This is a genomic window from Nonomuraea sp. 10N515B, from assembly GCF_052245915.1.
Taxonomy (GTDB): domain Bacteria; phylum Actinomycetota; class Actinomycetes; order Streptosporangiales; family Streptosporangiaceae; genus Nonomuraea.
The window spans coordinates 378,243-395,816 of sequence record NZ_JBQQBQ010000001.1 but is presented as its reverse complement, the minus strand read 5'-3'; the positions used below and the strand labels follow the sequence as shown (position 1 = coordinate 395,816).

Here is a 17,574-nt window from a genome sequence, read left to right as displayed (position 1 = left end):
GGACCACGCCGAGCCACGTCTTCCCCGGCAGTCGCAGAAAAATGTCGGTGGCAGGCCGTAGCTTTTCACTCGACTGATCGGACCACGACCCTCCAGGGGGAGTTCCCATGGCTATCAACGACCGCGAGAAGGCCCTCGAGACCGCGCTCGCTCAGATCGAGCGGCAGTTCGGCAAGGGCTCAGTGATGCGCCTGGGCGACGACGCCCGAGCTCCCATCGAGGTGATCCCCACAGGGTCGATCTCTCTTGACGTGGCACTCGGCATCGGCGGCCTGCCCCGCGGCCGCATCGTCGAGATCTACGGCCCCGAGTCCTCCGGTAAGACCACGGTCGCCCTGCACGCGGTGGCCAACGCCCAGCGGGCCGGCGGCATCGCGGCGTTCATCGACGCCGAGCACGCCCTCGACCCCGAATACGCCAAGAAGCTGGGAGTCGACACCGACGCCCTGCTGGTCTCCCAGCCCGACACGGGCGAGCAGGCGCTCGAGATCGCCGACATGCTGATCAGGTCCGGCGCCGTGGACATCATCGTCATCGACTCGGTGGCCGCGCTCGTGCCCAAGGCCGAGATCGAGGGCGAGATGGGCGACAGCCACGTCGGCCTCCAGGCCCGCCTCATGTCCCAGGCTCTGCGCAAGGTCGCCGGCGCCCTCAGCAGCACCGGCACCACCGCCATCTTCATCAACCAGCTCCGCGAGAAGATCGGCGTGATGTTCGGGTCGCCTGAGACCACAACGGGCGGAAAGGCTCTCAAGTTCTACGCTTCGGTGAGACTGGACATTCGTCGCATCGAGACGCTCAAGGACGGCACGGAGGCGGTCGGCAACCGCACCAGGGTCAAGGTCGTGAAGAACAAGATGGCGCCGCCTTTCCGCGTCGCCGACTTCGACATCCTCTACGGCGTGGGCATCTCCCGTGAGGGCGGCCTCATCGACATGGGCGTGGAGCACGGCTTCGTCCGCAAGTCCGGGGCGTGGTACACGTACGAGGGCGACCAGCTCGGTCAGGGCAAGGAAAACGCCCGCAACTTCCTGAAGAACCACCCTGACATGGCCAACGAGATCGAAAAGAAGATCAAGGACAAGCTGGGCGTGGGCCCCCGCCTCGACACCCCCGCCGAGTCCGCCGCCGCTCCGGCCCCGGCCGCGGCGCCTTCGGGTCGCGGCTCGAAGTCCACTCCCAAGCCGGGTGACGTCTGATCGTCCGCCCATGAGTGAAACGAACTGGCCACAGGCGCCCCGGCCCCGGGGTGCCTGGCCCGACCAGTCCCGCGCCTGGGGTGCTTGTGGGTAGCCCGCCGAACGACGCATGGTCGCGCGGACGAGATCTGGCTCGTTCGACGTCGGATGGCTGGCCGTCGATAGAAGAATGGCGCGAGCACCGCAACCGTCTCCAGCCCTCGGAGGCGTCACCTGATGGCTCTGATCCAGGACCCGACGAAGATCAGGCCACTACTACCGGATCCCCGCCCTCGGGGGCGAACGCGCCGTCCCGGGAGGACGCACAGGTCCCCGATGCCAGAGACGCTAGGAGCATGGCCGCAGGCGGCCCGCATACCCACGCCCCAGCTGGACAGGCGGGCCCGTCCAAAGCAGACGCTGGCGAGGAAGCGTCCCGCGATGAGGCGTCCCGCTGGGAAGAACCTGGAGGTGGGAAGCATGGGGACAGCGGGTGGCACTCCGAAGTGCTGGCTGGCAGCAGTTGGTTCGCACAGCAGCCGGCGGACGGCGGCACCCAACGAGCGCGTAAAGGCCGCGAATCCGACGCTCGCTTCGATGGCGGATCCGACGGTGTCTTCGGTGGCCGATCCAAGAGGCGAGGGCGGAGGAGCCGCTCCGGCGGACGGGATCGTGGCAGCATGCCTGAGGGACCCGACGCTGATAGCCCTGCCGGAGCCGGACCCAATGCCGACCCGGAGTCGGTGGCCCGGGCCATCTGTCTCCGTCTCCTCACGATGGCTCCCAAGACGCGGGCCCAGCTCGCCGAGGCCCTGCGCAAACGGGATGTCCCGGCGGAGGCGGGCGAAGCGGTGCTGAGCCGGTTCTCCGAGCTGGGCCTGATCAATGACGAGGCGTTCGCGGAGGCCTGGGTCGATTCCCGCCACCATGGCCGCGGCCTGGCCCGACGTGCGCTGGCGGCTGAGTTGCGGCACCGGGGTGTGGACAACGACACGGTGAAGGAAGCCGTGGAGCGCCTGGATCCCGACCAGGAGGCGGAGACGGCCCGTCGGCTGGTCGACCGTAAGCTCGCCGCCACCCGATCCCTGGACCCGCAGACGCGCACCCGCCGTCTCGCGGGCATGCTCGCCCGCAAGGGCTACTCCTCCGGCGTGGCCTACCGCGTCATCCGGGAAGCCCTGGAGGAGGAAGGCATCGATCTCGAAGCTGACTTCCCCTGACTTCTGGCGCTCCGCTCTCTCCCTCCCAGGGCAAAGATCGGGAGTTTGCGTTTCGTTCACCTTTTTCGGCTCTTTCGCAGGGATTGGGACCCCCGCTGCGGCTGTGTCGGAGCAGGTCACCCACCATCGCCGTGGTCCCCGGAATGCCTGGTCGTAGGGGGCTGACGGGCTCGGATGGGGGCAATACCGGCATTAATGGGGGAGATCGGGTCGAATGTGGAGCTGCAGGCCTGTAAGACACGCTTGATGATGCGTTTGCTTGCTCGTGACCAGTTCGACGCATAACCTCGACGGCAGTGAGGGAGTTACTCCGCGCAGCGCGGATTGCCATACCGGTGAACGACGGACGAACGAGCTTGGTTGATCGAGGCGGGCAAGGTGTCGGCTGTCCCAGTCGACGCCCGGTCAGCCTTGGCTTGACATCGATCCCGGCGCCGAACGGGCTCTGCGTGGCGCGCTTGTGACCCCTCCCATGTTTGGTCCGCGTTATGAGGTGTTGACGACGCGAGGAGGGCAGGGCGCACATGGGGCCGCTGGTCGTGGTGCTGATGGTGGCGGTGCTCGTGCTCGCGTTCGGGATGATCGTCGCGCTTCTCGTCGTCATACGCCGCACCTCCGGCAGCGTGCCGAAAGCGGGGGTGAAGCCGAGCCCCGAGCAGCTGCAGGCCGTGCACGAGGAGATCGAGCAGGCACGTGAGGAGGCGCGGGAGATCCGCCACAAGGCGGAGACCGACGCCGATGAGATCCTGCGCAGGTCAGAGGCGGCCGCCGAGAGCGCCGCGCAGATGCGCCGCGAGGTCGAGCAGGAGAGCCGGATACTCAAGTCCGAGCTCAAGGAGCTGCGTGCCGACCTCGAACGCCGGGAGGCCAGGCTGGCCGAGCGGGAGCAGCGGCTGGATGAGGAGGCCAGACGGCAGACCGAGCGGGACAGGAAACTGGCCGAGACCGAGATCGAGCTCGCCGACCGGCGCGAGGAGTTGCTCCAGGTCGAGGAGCAGCGCCGGGTCATCTTGGAGCGGGTCGCCGGGCTGACCACCAACCAGGCCAAGTCCGAGCTGGTCAAGGAGATCGAAAACCAGGCCAAGCGCGAGGCCGCGCTGATCGTCAGAGAGATCGAGGGCGATGCCCGCAAGGAGGGCGAGAAGCGGGCGACCAAGATCGTGACGCTGGCCGTGCAGCGGCTCGCGGCGGAGCAGACGGCGGAGTCGGTCGTCAGCGTGCTGCACCTGCCCGGAGACGAGATGAAGGGCCGCATCATCGGCCGCGAGGGCCGCAACATCCGGGCCTTCGAGTCGACCACCGGGGTGAATCTCATCATCGATGACACCCCCGAGGCCGTGTTGTTGTCCTGCTTCGACCCGGTCAGGCGGGAGACGGCGCGGCTGACGCTGGAGAAGCTCGTGCTCGACGGCCGCATCCATCCGCAGCGCATCGAGGAGGCGCACGACCGCAGCCGCCAGGAGGTGCAGGACCTGTGTGCGCGGGCCGGTGAGGACGCCCTGGTGGAGCTGGGCATCACCGACATGCATCCGGAGCTGACGCTGCTGCTCGGACAGCTGAGATACCGCACCTCGTACGGGCAGAACGTGCTGAAGCACCTCATTGAGTCCGCGCACATCGCCGGGATCATGGCCGCCGAGCTGAAGATGAACCAGACGCTGATGAAGCGCTGCGCCCTCCTGCACGACATCGGCAAGGCGCTCACGCATGAGGTCGAGGGCAGCCACGCGCTGATCGGCGCGGAGATCGCCCGCCGCTACGGCGAGGAGGAGGACGTGGTGCACGCCATCGAGGCGCACCACAACGAGGTCGAGGTACGCACCGTCGAAGCGGTGCTCACGCAGGCCGCCGACGCGATCAGCGGCAGCCGGCCCGGCGCCCGCCGCGAGTCCCTGGAGGCGTACGTCAAGCGGCTGGAGCGGCTGGAGGAGATCGCGCAGTCGTACGAGGGCGTGGAGAAAGTGTTCGCCATGCAGGCCGGGCGGGAGATCCGGGTCATGGTCAAGCCGGACGCGATCGACGACATCCAGGCCCAAGTGATCGCCAGGGACGTGGCCAAGCAGGTCGAGGAGGAGCTCACCTACCCCGGGCAGATCCGGATCACGGTCGTACGGGAGTCGCGCGCCACGGAGTTCGCCCGTTGAGCATGAGCCCGTTCAGTAATCAGCCCGTTACGGTGAAGATCTGCTGGTAGAAGGCCAGTTCGGCGGCCAGGGCGGCGGTGCGGGTCTCGGTGCGGCGGAAACCGTGCGACTCGCCGTCGAAGGCGAGATACGTGCAGGCGACCCCACGCTCTGACAGCGCGTCCGCGAAGGCCTCGGACTGCTCAGGCGGCACCACGGGATCGTCGAGCCCCTGCATCAACAGCATGGGGCAGGAGACGCCCTCGACGAGGCCGAGCGGCTCGCGAGCGGCGTAGACCTGCGGGTCTTCCGGTCCGACCAGCCACTCCACGTAACGTGAGGCGAAGTCGTGGGTGTGTGCGGCGAGCGGGCCCAGCATGCTGATGCCGTAGTAGGCCACGCCGCCGGCGAACACATCGGAGCGGCAGCAGGCGGCCATCACCGTCCAGCCGCCTGCGCTCCCACCGCGTACCGCGATTCTGGCCGGGTCGGCCAGGCCCTCGGCGGCCAGCCATGCGGCGGCGGCGATCGTGTCCGCCACGTCCAGCAGTCCCCACTGCCCCTTCAGCCGCTCGCGGTAGGCCCTTCCATAGCCCGTCGAGCCGCTGTAGTTGAGGTCGAGCACGCCGACGCCGCGCGAGGTCAGGAACGCCTTCTCCAGGTCGAGCGCGGTGTCGGCGTGCTCGACCGGCCCCCCGTGCACGAAGATCACGTAGGGCGGCACTCCGCCTTCGGCGGCCGGATCGTACGGCGGGTAGAGGAAGGCGTGAACGTCCTCGCCCGAGCGCGGCACCCGCACCGCCTGCGGCACGGGCAGGAAGGCCGGGTCCGGCAACCGTTCGATGTCCTGCCGCAGCGCCCGGCTCCGAGCCGAGGGAGTGTCCACGCTGACGACGGTCCGGGGAACGGTGGGGGCGTAGGCGATCCCGGTCACGGTCGCGCCGTCGGCGGCCAGTGTCCCGTCCCACCCGCGGTAGGGCACGTCGAGGTCGGTGAGCGTGCCCGACGCCGGGTCGAGCACGCCCAGACGCAGGTCGGCGTGCCCGTGCAGGACGGCCAGTCGCCCATCCCCGAGCACGGTGTACGGCCTGCCGCCCAGGAGCCGCGGCGCAGGGGTGAACTCCTCTTCTGCCGGGCAGAGCGCCTGCGCGCCGTCGCCGTGCAGGCCGACCTCGTAGAGGTTCCACCAGCCGGAGGAGTCGGAGACGAGGTAGAGGCGGGAGTCGTTCTTCCACGTAGGCGCCAGCACGGACTCCGACGCGCCGCCCCGCACGGTCCACGCGTCTCCGCCCGACAGGGAGGTGACGCGTAGCTCGGTGCCGTCCCATGGTCTGCGTGGATGGTTCCAGCAGACGTAGGCCAGATGCCGCCCGTCGGGCGAAACGGCGGGGGAGGCGTAGAAGTCGCAACCGGTGGCCCATTCGCGGACGTCGCCGCCGTCCAGCGGGACCGACACCACGGCCCGGGTGACCTTGCCGTCCTCGGCGTGCCGCTCGCGTACGCACCACACCTGGCCGTCGTGGACGAGCAGGTCGGCGTAGCGCCAGCCCTCCGGTGTGAGAGGTTTCGGCTCGCCGTTATCTCCCAGAAGGTAGAGGCGCTGATCCTCGTGGTTGGCGAAGACCACGTCACCCGCAGGGGTCACGGCGTAGGGGCGGCCGCCGTCCTCGTGGACCCTGGTGTGCGCGCTCCAGGGCGCAGGAAGCAGCTCACGGCAGGTGCCATCGACGGCCCGGCACATGAGCGTGGTGCGCCCGCCCTCACCTGGGCGCTCCTCCGTCCACCACACCCGGCCGTCCTGGGCCGCCGGCCAGGCAGGACGCACGCCCGAACCCGCCACGTCTCTGGTCGAAATGGGGGAGGGCCAGAAAGGCATACCCGCATCCTGCCGGAAGATCGCCGAGCGTGCGGGCGGTCCCCCGAGATCAGGGGCATCCCTCGGCCCGCGGGAGGGACGAGGGCAGCTTGAGCCCCGTCCTGCCGAACCACTTGTGCAGCAGCCTCGTGGCCGTGCCGTCCCGCCACATCTCGATGATCGCCCGGTTGACGGCCTCACAGGTGGCGGTGTCGCCCATCTTCAGCCCCACACCCCACTTCTCCTGGAAGAAGGGATCGTTGAGCAGCTTGAACCGGCCGGGCTCGGCCTCGGCGAACCCGGCCAGGATCAAGTTCTGGGTGCTGACCGCGTCGAGCCGGCCGGAGGCGAGCTTGCTCACGCACTCGGAGTAGTTTCTCGCGGGCACCAGCTCCGCCGGCAGATCCAGCATGCCGTCCGGCGGCGGGTCCACGATCCGCCGGTACGAGTTCGACCCCTCCGCCAGGCAGATGCGCTTGTGCCGGAGATCGGTCACCTTCCTGATGGTGGTGTTGTCGGCGCGGACCATCGTGTCCTGCTCGACGAGCACGTACGGCCCGCCGAAGGTCACGTGGCGCTTGCGGGCCTCGGTGATGGCGTAGGTGGCGAAGATCATGTCCACGGTGCCGTTCTGGAGCAGCGCCTCGCGGGTGGACGAAGGCGACTCCCGCCAGGTGATCTGCACGTCCTCGCCGCCGGCCAGTGCCTTGACGACGTACCTGGCGACGTCCACGTCGAAGCCCTGAGGGTCTCCGGGGCCGGTCTTCAGCCCGAGGCTCGGCTGGTCCCATTTGGTGCCGACGACGACTCTCTTGGCGCCTCTGATCTTCTCCACGACGGTCGAGTACGCGCCTCCGCCTTGGCATGCGGCCAGGGTCACTACCATGGCCGCACACGCGAACGCCGCCCCCAGCATGGTTACGAGTGTGTGCGCTGGGAAACGCCAGGAAACCGGCCTTACCCGAAATGTGGACGTTTCTTGGCGTTTTACGGGTACACGGGCGGCGGGCGGAAGGCCCGCCGCCCGGTCACTCCACGGGACGGTCGGGCGCCACGCCGCCGCCCTCGGTGCCCTCGCCGGCGCCGATGCCGACGGCGGCCGAGCCGGGCGCCACGACGGGCCGGGCAGCGGTCCGGCGGCTGCGCCTGCTACGCCGCTCCAGCCAGGTGGCCATGTAGCTCAGCGCCATGTTGAGCGCCACATAGATGATGCCGATGACGATCGCCGCCGGGATCAGCGAGCCGAAGAACGCGGCGGGCAGGATCTTGAAGCCGGTGTTGAGCAGGTCGACGTAGGCGATGATGTAGCCGAGCGCGGTGTCCTTCAGCAGGACCACGAGCTGGCTGACGATCGCCGGCATCATCGCCGTGACGGCCTGCGGCAGCAGCACGAGCCGCATCACCTGGTTCTTGCGCATGCCGACCGCGTACGCGGCCTCGGACTGGCCCCTCGGCACCGCGTTCACGCCGGCCCTGACCACCTCGGCCAGCACCGAGCCGTTGTAGAAGGTCAGGCCCAGGACCACAGCTATGAAGGTGTAGTCGCCGCCGCCCACCACCGCGGGTGCGAGGTAGAAGATGAAGAAGATCAGCAGCAGCAGCGGGATGGCCCGGAAGACCTCGACCACCACGCCGGCCGGGACCCGGATCCAGGCGTGGTCGGAGAGCCTGGCCAGGCCGAAGACCGCGCCGAAGAGCAGGGCCAGCACTGCGGCCACCGCGGCGGCCCGGAGCGTGCCGATCAGGCCGGGGATGATGAAGTTCAGCCAGGTGTCCCATTCCAGGAATGGCTGCCAGATCTTGGCTTCCCACTGACCCTTGGCGTCGAAACCGGCATAAATGCCATACAGGACGGCGGCGACCGCCACGACGCTGACGACCGTGAGGAGGCCGTTGCGGACCCGGGCGCGCGGCCCCGGTGCATCGAACAGGACGGCGCTGCTCATCGAACCACCGCCAGACGCTTGGCCAGCCAGCCGGTGAAGTAACCGATCGGCAGTGTCACGCACATGAAGGCGACCACGATGCCCAGGAAGATCGGAATCGAGGCGCCGACCTGGTCGAAGGCCTCCTTCATCTTGTTCGCGGAGTCGAAGGCGTACCCGCCGGCCACCGCGACGGTCGTGTTCTTGATCATGGCGATCATCACGCTGCCCAGCGGCGCGATGACCGCGCGGAAAGCCTGCGGCAAAATGATCATCGTCAGTGACTGCATGAACGTCAGGCCGATCGCTCTGGCCGCCTCCGCTTGGCCGAGCGGCACCGTGTTGATGCCGGACCGCAGCGCCTCGCAGACGAAGGCCGCGGTGTAGGCCGACAGGCCCATCGCGACGATCCAGAACGAGTTGACACTGGGCACGCTCGAGAAGACCAGGCCGAGCTGGTCGCTGAGGCCGAGTGCGGAGAAGGCCAGGACCAGGGTGAGCGGGGTGTTGCGCACGACGTTGACATAGATCGTGCCTGCCGCGCGCAGGACCGGCGTGGGGGAAACTCTCATCGCCACCAGGACGGTGCCGAGAATCAGGGAGGCGATCGCGCCCACGATGGAGAGCTTGATGTTCTCCAGGAACCCCAGGGCGAGATCGGGCGCGTATCTAATCAGATCTTCCATCGTGCTCCACCGCATAGAGCGACGGCGGCCGGGATCCCGGCCGCCGTCTCTGACGTGATCAGCTGCAGCCCTCGGCAGGCGGGGCCGAGGTGGACACCTGCAGACCCTGAATGCCGCCGAACCACTTGTCCAGCAGCTGCTTCATGGTGCCGTTGTCCCACAGCTTCTTCACCGCCGCGTTGACGGCCTCACAGGTCTTGGTGTCGCCCTTCTTGAGGCCGATGCCGTACTTCTCGTCCGTGAAGCCCTGGCCCAGCACCTTGAAGTTGCCACCGGCCTGCTTGGCGAAGCCCGCCAGGATCAGGTCGTCGGTGGTGACGGCGTCAAGGTTGCTGCCGTTGAGCTTCTGCACGCACTCGGAGTAGTTGGCGGCGTCGACGGTCGTCGCGTCGATGTCGAGCTCGCCGTCCGGCGGCGGGTCGGTGATCCGCTTGTACGAGTTGGAGCCCGCCGCCTTGCAGATCTTCTTGCCCTTGAGGTCCTGCGGGGCGTTGATCGAGGTGTCGTCCTTGCGGACCATCACGTCCTGGTGCGCGACGACGTACGGGCCACCGAAGGTGACCTTGCCCTTGCGCTCCTCAGTGATCGAGTAGGTGGCGAAGACGATGTCGACCGTGCCGTTCTGGAGGAACGGCTCGCGGTTGGACGAGGCCGACTCCTTCCACTCGATCTCCACGTCCTTGCCGCCGGCGATCTCCTTGACGACGGCCTTGGCCACGTCGACGTCGAAACCCTCGGGCTCGGCGCCCTTCTTCAGGCCCAAGCTCGGCTGGTCCCACTTGGTGCCGACGACGATCTTGCTCGCCCCCTGGACCTTCTCCACCACAGTGGCGTAGGTCTGGTCTCCGCCACAAGCGGTCAGGCCCGCGGCCAGTGCCGCTACCGAGAGCGCAATGGCTCCCGCTCGACGCATGTGCATGTGTACCTGCCCTCGTAATTTCTCAGTGCGTGAGGATCTTCGAAAGAAAATCGCGCGCTCGGTCGGTCTGCGCGTTCGTGAAGAACTCGTCGGGAGTGTTTTCCTCCACGATCTGGCCGTCTGCCATGAACACCACCCGGTTGGCGGCCCGGCGGGCGAAGCCCATCTCGTGCGTGACGACCATCATGGTCATCCCGTCACGGGCCAGCCCGATCATGACATCGAGCACCTCCTGCACCATCTCGGGGTCCAGTGCCGAGGTCGGCTCGTCGAACAGGATCATCTTCGGGTCCATGGCCAGCGCCCTGGCGATCGCGACCCGCTGCTGCTGGCCGCCTGAGAGCTGAGCCGGGTATTTGTCCGCCTGCGCCGCGATGCCCACCCGCTCCAGAAGCTCCATCGCCCGCTTGTTGGCGGCGTCCTTGGCGACGCCGCGCACCTTGGTCGGGCCGAGGGTGACGTTCTCCCGGATGGTCTTGTGGGCGAACAAGTTGAACGACTGGAAAACCATGCCTACTTCAGAGCGTAGCCTGGCCAGTGCCTTGCCCTCGGCGGGCAGCACTTGGCCGTCAAATATGATCTTCCCGTCGTCGATCGTCTCCAACCGGTTGATCGCCCGGCAGAGCGTTGACTTCCCCCCGCCCGACGGGCCGATGACGACCAGGACCTCGCCACGAGAGACGGTCAAGTTGATGTTCTTCAGGACGTGCAAGGCCCCGAAGTGCTTGTTGACGTCCTCCAACTGAACCAGTGGAGTGCCGTCGCCGTTCTCCGTCATGGAACGAAACGGTAGAGGGCATAAAGGCGCTGGTCACTAACCGAGTGGTACCGATCCGATCACATCCGGCCGTCAAGCTGGTCTTTTAGATCTGTGAGGGCCGTCGCAAGCCCGACACCGACTACCCTTGAACATGCCATGACTGTGACCCAGGAGGGCGCCCGCACGTACGAAGTGCGAACATACGGGTGCCAGATGAACGTGCATGACTCCGAGCGGCTGTCAGGCCTGCTGGAGGACGCCGGCTACATGCCCGCGCCGGACGGTGAGACCGCCGACGTGGTCGTGTTCAACACGTGTGCCGTGCGGGAAAACGCCGACAACCGCCTCTACGGCAACCTCGGCCACCTCAGGCCCGCCAAGACCCGCAACCCGCGCATGCAGATCGCCGTGGGCGGCTGCCTGGCGCAGAAGGACCAGGGCGAGATCGTCCGCAAGGCGCCGTGGGTCGACGTGGTGTTCGGCACCCACAACATCGGCTCACTGCCGGTGCTGCTGGAGCGGGCCCGCATCGAGGGCGAGGCGCAGGTCGAGCTGAAGGAGTCCCTGGAGGTTTTCCCCTCGACGCTGCCCACCAAGCGCGAGTCTCCCTACGCGGCCTGGGTGTCCATCTCGGTCGGCTGCAACAACACGTGCACGTTCTGCATCGTGCCGTCGCTGCGCGGCAAGGAGAAGGACCGCCGTCCCGGCGACATCCTCGCCGAGGTCCAGGCCTTGGTGGACCAGGGCGTCCTCGAGGTCACCCTGCTCGGCCAGAACGTCAACACCTACGGCGTGGAGTTCGGCGACCGCCTGGCCTTCGGCAAGCTGCTGCGTGCCTGCGGCGACATCGACGGCCTGGAGCGGGTCCGCTTCACCTCCCCGCACCCGGCCGCCTTCACCGACGACGTGATCGCCGCCATGGCCGAGACGCCCAACGTCATGCACCAGCTGCACATGCCGCTGCAGTCGGGCTCTTCGCGCATCTTGAAGGCGATGCGGCGTTCCTACCGTGCCGAGCGCTATCTCGGCATCATCGAGCGCGTCCGCGCCGCCATGCCCGACGCCGCCATTTCGACGGACATCATCGTCGGCTTCCCGGGGGAGACCGAGGAGGACTTCCAGGGCACGCTCGACGTCGTCCGCCAGAGCCGCTTCGCCAACGCCTTCACCTTCCAATACTCCATCCGTCCCGGCACCCCGGCGGCCACCATGCCCGACCAGGTGCCCAAGGAGGTCGTCCAGGAGCGCTACGAGCGGCTGGTCGCCCTGCAGGAGGAGATCTCCTGGGAGGAGAACAAGAAGCAGGTCGGCCGGACGCTGGAAGTGCTGGTGGCCGAGGGCGAAGGCCGCAAGGACGACGCCACCCGGCGGTTGTCGGGGCGGGCGGCTGACAACCGGCTCGTGCATTTCGCGGTGGGGTCAGAGGTCCCGCGCCCGGGGGACATGGTGACGGTCGAGGTGACGTACGCGGCACCGCACCACCTGGTGGCGGACGGGGCCGTGCCGTCGGTCCGGCGCACTCGGGCCGGCGACGCCTGGGAGGCCCGCCAGGCCGGCCCGGCGACCGGACCCGGGGTCCTGCTGGGCATGCCCACGATCGGCCGTCCCGACCCGCTGCCTGCCGCGCCGACGGGTGCCTGCTCGGCGCACTGAGACCGGGCTTTCGTCATGGCCGGCCGTGACGGCAGGGTCACCTCCCGCCTGAGCAGGATTCCCGCGCCTCGGCCGGCCGGCGGGACCGCAGCAGTCAGGCGGGCTGCTGCTCGAAGACGAAGTTGATGATGTCGGGGAGCCGGACGACGCGGCCGAACGCTCCCCAGTTGCCGTCGGGGATCTCGACGATGTGCACCCAGGCGGACGGCTCGCTGGAGAGCCGGTCGGGATCGTCGTCGGCCTTGGCCAGCACGGCCGTGACCCGCCGCATCATCTCGGCGCGCTTGTCATCGTCCAAGGATCCGGCCGGAACGCTCACCCGGACCACGTATCTGGCCGGCTCGTCCGCCGTCACCGGGCGCCCGCCGACAGACCAGGCGTCCACGTCCTGGACGACCAGCCAGGAAATGGACCTCGCGGCAGCGGTGTCGGGAGCTCCCTCCACCTGCATGACCTCCGCGACGAGCTCCTCGGACAAGCGGGCGCGCTGGTCCTCGCGGAGCGAACCGCGGGGAACGAACACTTCGACGAACGGCATGCCCTCCTCCTAAGGGTTGCTTTATTGAACTTACTTCCAAGCGGAAGCTATCCCGAGTGCGTTCAATAAGACAACCCTCTAGGCTGAACAGCATGCGCCGTACGAGCTTCGCCGACATGAGCTGCGCCATCGCCCGCAGCCTGGAGATCGTGGGGGACTGGTGGACGCCCCTCATCATTCGTGACGTCTACCTCGGCGTCCGCCGTTTCGACGACCTGGTCACCGATCTCGGGATCTCCCGCAACCTGCTCACCGCCCGGCTCGATCACCTGGTGGACCAGCAGATCCTCGAGCGGCGCCGCTACCAGGAGCGTCCCCCGCGCCACGAGTACGGTCTCACCGAGGCGGGCCGCGATCTCGTCCCCGTGCTGATGTCCCTCATGGCATGGGGCAACCGGTGGGCCGGACTGACCGACGGACCGCCAGCCCTCCTTGAACACCGGCCGTGCGGAAACCTCTTCACCCCGCTGATCGTCTGCCCGCACTGTGGGGAGCAGGTCACCGCCGACGACGTCAAGGTCCACCCGGGCCCCGGAGGCCGCGTCGGCCCTGGCACCTGGCTGCTCGCCGAGCGGCTCACTCAATCAGACGTGTCGTGATACCAAGCCGGTCGGCCCCGGTGGCAGCGATTGCCCTGTCCAAGAACCCGCTGCCTCCGAACCCCCTCAACGTGCCACGGTATGACGATTCGCCGACTCGGCGCACGGGCACAGGGGTCATGCACTTCGTACTGCATGGGCTTCCTCGCGCTACATGGGGACTCGGTTGACGTGGCTGGTCCACGCCCTGCGGGAGAGTTCAAGGACGAGGCTCTGCACCGTGCCGCAGGCGACCATCTGACAGGCATCTGTGTCGTCGTCGCCTCGGAGTCGGCGTATGGCCCACCGATCGGCTGCCCACTCGCGAAGAGTTGGCTGCTGAATACAAGGCCGCACCGGGCGTCATCACATCCGCCACCAAGCTGCTCGCCCAAGACGGGTTGCTCCTGAGTCGCCCAGGTGCAGGGATGTTCGTCCGGGAACGGCCCCATTTTCGCAGCTTGGTTCGCTCATGGTTCCAGCGGCGTAAAGATCGGAACTCATTTGCTCAGGAGTTGGAACGGCAAGGCCGCCAAGGCGCTCGTGAATATGCGTCGGACACGATGCAGGCCCCGCCCGAAGTGCGGGCGCGGCTCGGTCTAGGCGAGCCGGACGGCCACCGTCACGACGTGATGCGTACCGTCTACACGTACTCCTCGGGTGAGGGAGGCCCGTGGATGTTGTGCACGAGCTGGGAGCCCTTGAGCCTGACCAAGGGAACCAGCATCGCCTTCCCCGAGGCCGGACCGCACGGTGGGCTAGGAGTGACACACCGGATGGCGGCCATCGGCATCAATGTGGACGCATGGACGGAAGAAGTGTGTGCACGGCCGGCCTCACCGGACGAGGCGAAGCGGCTGGGTATCGGCGCGGGTTCGATTGTGATGGTGGTCGAGCGAACCTACCTAGCGAGGGATCAGGTAGTGGAGGTGGCCGACATCGTGGTACCGGCTGAGTCGACGAAGCTGATCTACAACGGGCCGGTCGGCGACGGTTGAACGGCGCGGTCGCAGTAGACGGCTGGAGTGAAAACACGACGACCAGCGTCCGGAGAGTGAATGACGCACGAGGAGCGCTGGGAGTGGAAATCACTTACGCCGATGTCAGCTGGCTCGCCCACGGGTGGGAGCTGGGCGACGTATGGTGTCTGACCTTCGTTCGAGGTCTCGAAGAGGCCGAAGCGCTGCGGCGGCTAGGCGCCGCCGAGGAGAGCATCCGGCCGCTGAGCTACAGGGAATTGACGGATTCGGGACTGTTCCCGCACACGGTTCTGGCTGGGCGTCTTAAGGGTTGGGTCGTGCTCATCGAGCGGAACGGCAGCGAGGCGACAGAACCGGATGCGATGCGAGCGCTGTCGGCCGGGACGGAGCTCGTGTCCGTGCTGCGGCACGACTACGCGACCGATCTGTTCGTGTATGCCATCGACGGGGATCGACTGACTTCCTTCGACCCGAGGAAGCCCGCATGGCGGTACGGGAGCGATCCGGATCGCCTCCTCGACGCGATGCGAGAAGTAGGCGTCGATCCAACCTATCTCCCGGGTGGCCACGTTTCGGGAGACGAGGCCATCATCACCGGAGCTCCGACAATGAGCGAAGCACTGATGCTCGCGGCCCGGCTGACCGGCGTCGTATTGACCCCTGAAGTGCTGAACGGTCCGCTAGTGGGCGGTGTTGTCGGCTCTCAGGCTGACGACAGCCTAGAAGAGGGCGCTGGGCGGCAGGGGACAACATCGCAGACGACCGCCGACCTGTTTGCGGCGATCCGGCGAGATGACCCGCAGGAGGTAAGCCCCGACAAGGCAAGCGCGCAGGCACAGGGCGCATCAGACGGAGGCACTGAGTCTGAGTCCACGGCGTGATTTGGCCTGATCACTTTGGCCCGATTTCTCGCCTTGTCGGAGGCAACGGCGCTACTGGCCCGCGACTTGCTGGAGGAAAGAGGACCGGGCGGACACCGTAGCGTTGAGGACGTTCTCGTGGTGTCCGCGGCTGCAGGCCAGATGTGGCACGCGTGATCTCCAGTGATGCCAGCCATGTCCCGGAGCCATGTTCTGCGGCGACGGCCTTCCGACGCATCCCGCGGAACTCGAGCAGGTATAGGCCTGACGTGCGACACCTGCCTCGGCCCCACTAGCCAGGGCGCTCTTTCGATTGACCGCCAGCCTGCTCAGCAGTTGTCGAGAATCGACTCCATCGCGTTCTTCTCCGCCGACGTAACCCACACTTCGTACTTGGCCTTCACGTCGATCTGCCGGGAGATGTACGTGCACCGGTACGACTTGCGCGGCGGCAGCCAGGTGGCGGCGTCCGAGTCGCTCTTCTGGCTGTTCAGCGGCCCGTCCACGGCCAGGAGGTTCAGCGGGTCGTTGGCGAACTCCTTGCGCTTGGTGGCCGACCATTGCTGGGCGCCCTTCTGCCAGGCGTCCGACAGCGGGATCAAGTGATCGATCTGGACGTCCATGCTCGTGTCCTGGCCGCGTTTGAACTCGATCGTCTTGCCGCTGTAGGGGTCCTTCAGCGTGCCGGTCAGAACGATGCAGTCCTGGGTGCCGCGCCTGAAGGTTTCGTCCTCCAGGTCGCGCTTCAGGATGTCGTTACGGGTGTCGCAGCCGTTGCGGTCCACGTCCGCCCACGCCGGGCCGAACTCGTCGCGGTCGAAGCCCGTCTTGGGAGCCCGGCCTTTGACGGCCAGCTTGGCGAGCTTCTTGCGGGCGTCCGACACCGAGGCCGAGTCGGGTTTCCCGGGAGTGTCGGGGTAAGTGGACTGCGCTTCTAAGCCGCCGCAGCCGGTCAACACCGTCATCGTGGCCAGACCGGCCAGGAACGTTCGAACCCGCACCCCTACCCCCAGACTTCGCCTTTCGTAAAGTCAAGGTATAGCAAGTGCCCGTAAATGGTCTTATAACGCCTCAGGGGCGTCTTGTCTCCCACCTCGGCGCGAACGGGATCTCGCGCAGGCGGGCGGCGAAGGCGGCGGCGGGGCCCTCGTCCCACAGGGAGAGAGAACGAGCATTGTCGTACGCTGATCGGGGATCATGACACGTCGGGAAGAGGCGGCATGGCGCAGCGGCGCTTACTCGAAGGACTTGGGGTCACGGTCGCTGAGGAAACGGCGTACCGGGCCTTGCTCAGACACGGTCCCGCGACGCTGAGCGAGCTGGCGGCCGAGACCGGCTCGTCCGCCGCTGCCATCCGCCGCATGCTGCCCCGGCTGGAGGACCTCGGCCTGATCTCCCGCGTGGCCGGCCGCCCGCTGCGCCTCATCGCCACTCCACCCACCATCGCCATCGACATCCTCGTCGCCCGCCGCCAGGAGGAGCTGACCCACAGCCGCGCCGCCGCCGCACTTCTGGCGACGGAAGTGGCCGCCCGCAGCGGGCCGCAGCCGGAGGAGGTGCTGGAGGTGGTGACCGGCCGCGACGCCGTGGCCCGCCGCTACCTCCAGCTGGAACGCAACGCCACGCGGGAGATGCTGGTGCTGGTGCATCCGCCGTACGCGGTGGACATCAGCGACGACCGGGAGAATCGGCAACGAGCGGCCCGCAGGGGAGCCCCCGTCACCCGCGGCATCTACAGTCCTCAGGCCTTCGAACACCCCGGCATGCTGGCCCACACGCGCCGCGCCATCGCCGACGGCGAGCAGGCCAGGCTCGGCCAGGTGCCGGTCAAACTGGCTATAGCCGACGCGGCCACCGCCATCCTCCCGCTGGTCTCCGACGAGGGCCAAGCCGTCGAGAGCGCCCTCGTCGTCCACCCGTCAGCGCTGCTCGACGCCCTGGTCGGCCTGTTCGAGACGCTGTGGCGAGCCGCCGTGCCGCTGCGCCTGTTGACGGAGGGCCTGGAACAGGAGCGAGAGGCCCCGGACGCCGAGGTGCTGGCACTGCTGGCAGCCGGCATGAAGGACGATGCCATCGCCAGGCAACTGGGCCTGAGCCCGCGTACGGTGCAGCGCCGCGTCCAGGTGCTGAGCGAGCGCCTGGGCGCCCGGACCCGCTTCCACGCCGGCTTCCTCGCCGCCCAGCACGACCTGCTACCCAAATGATCAGAACCCGCCCGCTCACTCTTCGGACTGCGCATATCGCCCAGGTATTACTGGGTACCGACCGTTCGCGCTGGCCACCGAGGCCGCGCTCAGCG

General features: G+C 67.7%; 16 protein-coding genes. 8 read left to right on the top strand and 8 right to left on the bottom strand.

Translation table 11 applies throughout. The features are described from left to right. Positions 1 to 107: 107 nt before the first annotated feature. The 3 genes from recA to rny all read left to right on the top strand — a co-directional run bounded on the left by recA (position 108) and on the right by rny (position 4,542). Positions 108 to 1,199 carry a recombinase RecA gene (gene recA, locus ACTWQA_RS01765; protein WP_443157532.1) on the top strand — a complete coding sequence of 364 codons (1,092 nt, stop codon included), beginning with the start codon at positions 108 to 110 and terminating at the stop codon, positions 1,197 to 1,199. 659 nt (positions 1,200 to 1,858) lie between these two features. After that, entirely contained in the window at positions 1,859 to 2,398 is a 540-nt protein-coding gene (gene recX, locus ACTWQA_RS01760; RefSeq protein WP_443157531.1) for a recombination regulator RecX, read from the top strand. A gap of 524 nt (positions 2,399 to 2,922) precedes the next feature. Further along, positions 2,923 to 4,542 (top strand): ribonuclease Y, encoded by a 1,620-nt coding sequence (rny, locus tag ACTWQA_RS01755; protein WP_443157530.1) that lies wholly within the window; start codon positions 2,923 to 2,925, stop codon positions 4,540 to 4,542. A 19-nt stretch (positions 4,543 to 4,561) separates the two neighbouring features. Here the strand turns inward: rny and ACTWQA_RS01750 are convergent, their stop codons facing one another. The 6 genes from ACTWQA_RS01750 to ACTWQA_RS01725 form a co-directional block, all read right to left on the bottom strand. Further along, positions 4,562 to 6,397 carry a S9 family peptidase gene (locus tag ACTWQA_RS01750; RefSeq protein ID WP_443157529.1) on the bottom strand — a complete coding sequence of 612 codons (1,836 nt, stop codon included), beginning with the start codon at positions 6,395 to 6,397 and terminating at the stop codon, positions 4,562 to 4,564. A 49-nt stretch (positions 6,398 to 6,446) separates the two neighbouring features. Continuing rightward, positions 6,447 to 7,292: a glutamate ABC transporter substrate-binding protein gene (locus tag ACTWQA_RS01745; protein WP_443157528.1), complete on the bottom strand. Its 846-nt coding sequence runs from the start codon at positions 7,290 to 7,292 to the stop codon at positions 6,447 to 6,449. A 112-nt stretch (positions 7,293 to 7,404) separates the two neighbouring features. Beyond that, a complete protein-coding gene (locus ACTWQA_RS01740; RefSeq protein WP_443157527.1) occupies positions 7,405 to 8,322 on the bottom strand; it encodes an amino acid ABC transporter permease in 918 nt (305 codons plus the stop codon). After that, positions 8,319 to 8,987, bottom strand: coding sequence for an amino acid ABC transporter permease (locus ACTWQA_RS01735; protein WP_305923396.1), 669 nt, complete (start codon positions 8,985 to 8,987; stop codon positions 8,319 to 8,321). Before ACTWQA_RS01735 ends, ACTWQA_RS01740 begins: the two co-directional genes overlap by 4 nt. A gap of 58 nt (positions 8,988 to 9,045) precedes the next feature. Next, positions 9,046 to 9,906, bottom strand: coding sequence for a glutamate ABC transporter substrate-binding protein (locus ACTWQA_RS01730; protein WP_443157526.1), 861 nt, complete (start codon positions 9,904 to 9,906; stop codon positions 9,046 to 9,048). Between the two features lie 22 nt (positions 9,907 to 9,928). Continuing rightward, positions 9,929 to 10,684, bottom strand: a complete 756-nt coding sequence (locus ACTWQA_RS01725; RefSeq protein WP_305923394.1) for an amino acid ABC transporter ATP-binding protein — start codon at positions 10,682 to 10,684, stop codon at positions 9,929 to 9,931. A 138-nt stretch (positions 10,685 to 10,822) separates the two neighbouring features. On the opposite strand from ACTWQA_RS01725, the gene miaB reads away from it, so the two are divergent. Further along, positions 10,823 to 12,319, top strand: a complete 1,497-nt coding sequence (gene miaB / locus ACTWQA_RS01720) for a tRNA (N6-isopentenyl adenosine(37)-C2)-methylthiotransferase MiaB (RefSeq protein WP_443157525.1) — start codon at positions 10,823 to 10,825, stop codon at positions 12,317 to 12,319. 94 nt (positions 12,320 to 12,413) lie between these two features. Here miaB and ACTWQA_RS01715 read toward each other — a convergent pair whose 3' ends face one another. Continuing rightward, the gene (locus ACTWQA_RS01715) at positions 12,414 to 12,857 is read right to left on the bottom strand and encodes a tautomerase family protein (protein ID WP_443157524.1); all 444 of its coding nucleotides are present in this window, start codon (positions 12,855 to 12,857) and stop codon (positions 12,414 to 12,416) included. Between the two features lie 92 nt (positions 12,858 to 12,949). Between ACTWQA_RS01715 and ACTWQA_RS01710 the strand changes: the two genes are divergently transcribed. The 3 genes from ACTWQA_RS01710 to ACTWQA_RS01700 all read left to right on the top strand — a co-directional run bounded on the left by ACTWQA_RS01710 (position 12,950) and on the right by ACTWQA_RS01700 (position 15,296). Beyond that, a complete protein-coding gene (locus ACTWQA_RS01710) occupies positions 12,950 to 13,456 on the top strand; it encodes a winged helix-turn-helix transcriptional regulator (protein ID WP_443157523.1) in 507 nt (168 codons plus the stop codon). 248 nt (positions 13,457 to 13,704) lie between these two features. Continuing rightward, entirely contained in the window at positions 13,705 to 14,433 is a 729-nt protein-coding gene (locus ACTWQA_RS01705; protein ID WP_443157649.1) for a GntR family transcriptional regulator, read from the top strand. Positions 14,434 to 14,516: 83 nt separating this feature from the next. Beyond that, positions 14,517 to 15,296: a DUF6461 domain-containing protein gene (locus ACTWQA_RS01700; RefSeq protein WP_443157522.1), complete on the top strand. Its 780-nt coding sequence runs from the start codon at positions 14,517 to 14,519 to the stop codon at positions 15,294 to 15,296. 308 nt (positions 15,297 to 15,604) lie between these two features. Here ACTWQA_RS01700 and ACTWQA_RS01695 read toward each other — a convergent pair whose 3' ends face one another. Then, positions 15,605 to 16,276 (bottom strand): HNH endonuclease family protein, encoded by a 672-nt coding sequence (locus tag ACTWQA_RS01695; RefSeq protein ID WP_443157521.1) that lies wholly within the window; start codon positions 16,274 to 16,276, stop codon positions 15,605 to 15,607. Positions 16,277 to 16,495: 219 nt separating this feature from the next. Here ACTWQA_RS01695 and ACTWQA_RS01690 point away from each other — a divergent pair, with 219 nt between their 5' ends. Continuing rightward, entirely contained in the window at positions 16,496 to 17,479 is a 984-nt protein-coding gene (locus tag ACTWQA_RS01690) for a helix-turn-helix transcriptional regulator (protein WP_443157520.1), read from the top strand. The last annotated feature ends 95 nt before the right edge of the window (positions 17,480 to 17,574 follow it).

Excerpts from the sequence above, each read along its gene's own strand:
- ACTWQA_RS01690 (WP_443157520.1), top strand. The coding sequence starts at position 16,496 with ATGGCGCAGCGGCGCTTACTCGAAGGACTTGGGGTCACGGTCGCTGAG.
- ACTWQA_RS01740 (WP_443157527.1), bottom strand. The coding sequence starts at position 8,322 with ATGAGCAGCGCCGTCCTGTTCGATGCACCGGGGCCGCGCGCCCGGGTC.
- ACTWQA_RS01725 (WP_305923394.1), bottom strand. The coding sequence starts at position 10,684 with ATGACGGAGAACGGCGACGGCACTCCACTGGTTCAGTTGGAGGACGTC.
- ACTWQA_RS01715 (WP_443157524.1), bottom strand. The coding sequence starts at position 12,857 with ATGCCGTTCGTCGAAGTGTTCGTTCCCCGCGGTTCGCTCCGCGAGGAC.
- rny (WP_443157530.1), top strand. The coding sequence starts at position 2,923 with ATGGGGCCGCTGGTCGTGGTGCTGATGGTGGCGGTGCTCGTGCTCGCG.
- miaB (WP_443157525.1), top strand. The coding sequence starts at position 10,823 with ATGACTGTGACCCAGGAGGGCGCCCGCACGTACGAAGTGCGAACATAC.
- recA (WP_443157532.1), top strand. The coding sequence starts at position 108 with ATGGCTATCAACGACCGCGAGAAGGCCCTCGAGACCGCGCTCGCTCAG.
- ACTWQA_RS01750 (WP_443157529.1), bottom strand. The coding sequence starts at position 6,397 with ATGCCTTTCTGGCCCTCCCCCATTTCGACCAGAGACGTGGCGGGTTCG.
- ACTWQA_RS01745 (WP_443157528.1), bottom strand. The coding sequence starts at position 7,292 with ATGCTGGGGGCGGCGTTCGCGTGTGCGGCCATGGTAGTGACCCTGGCC.
- recX (WP_443157531.1), top strand. The coding sequence starts at position 1,859 with ATGCCTGAGGGACCCGACGCTGATAGCCCTGCCGGAGCCGGACCCAAT.
- ACTWQA_RS01730 (WP_443157526.1), bottom strand. The coding sequence starts at position 9,906 with ATGCACATGCGTCGAGCGGGAGCCATTGCGCTCTCGGTAGCGGCACTG.
- ACTWQA_RS01735 (WP_305923396.1), bottom strand. The coding sequence starts at position 8,987 with ATGGAAGATCTGATTAGATACGCGCCCGATCTCGCCCTGGGGTTCCTG.
- ACTWQA_RS01710 (WP_443157523.1), top strand. The coding sequence starts at position 12,950 with ATGCGCCGTACGAGCTTCGCCGACATGAGCTGCGCCATCGCCCGCAGC.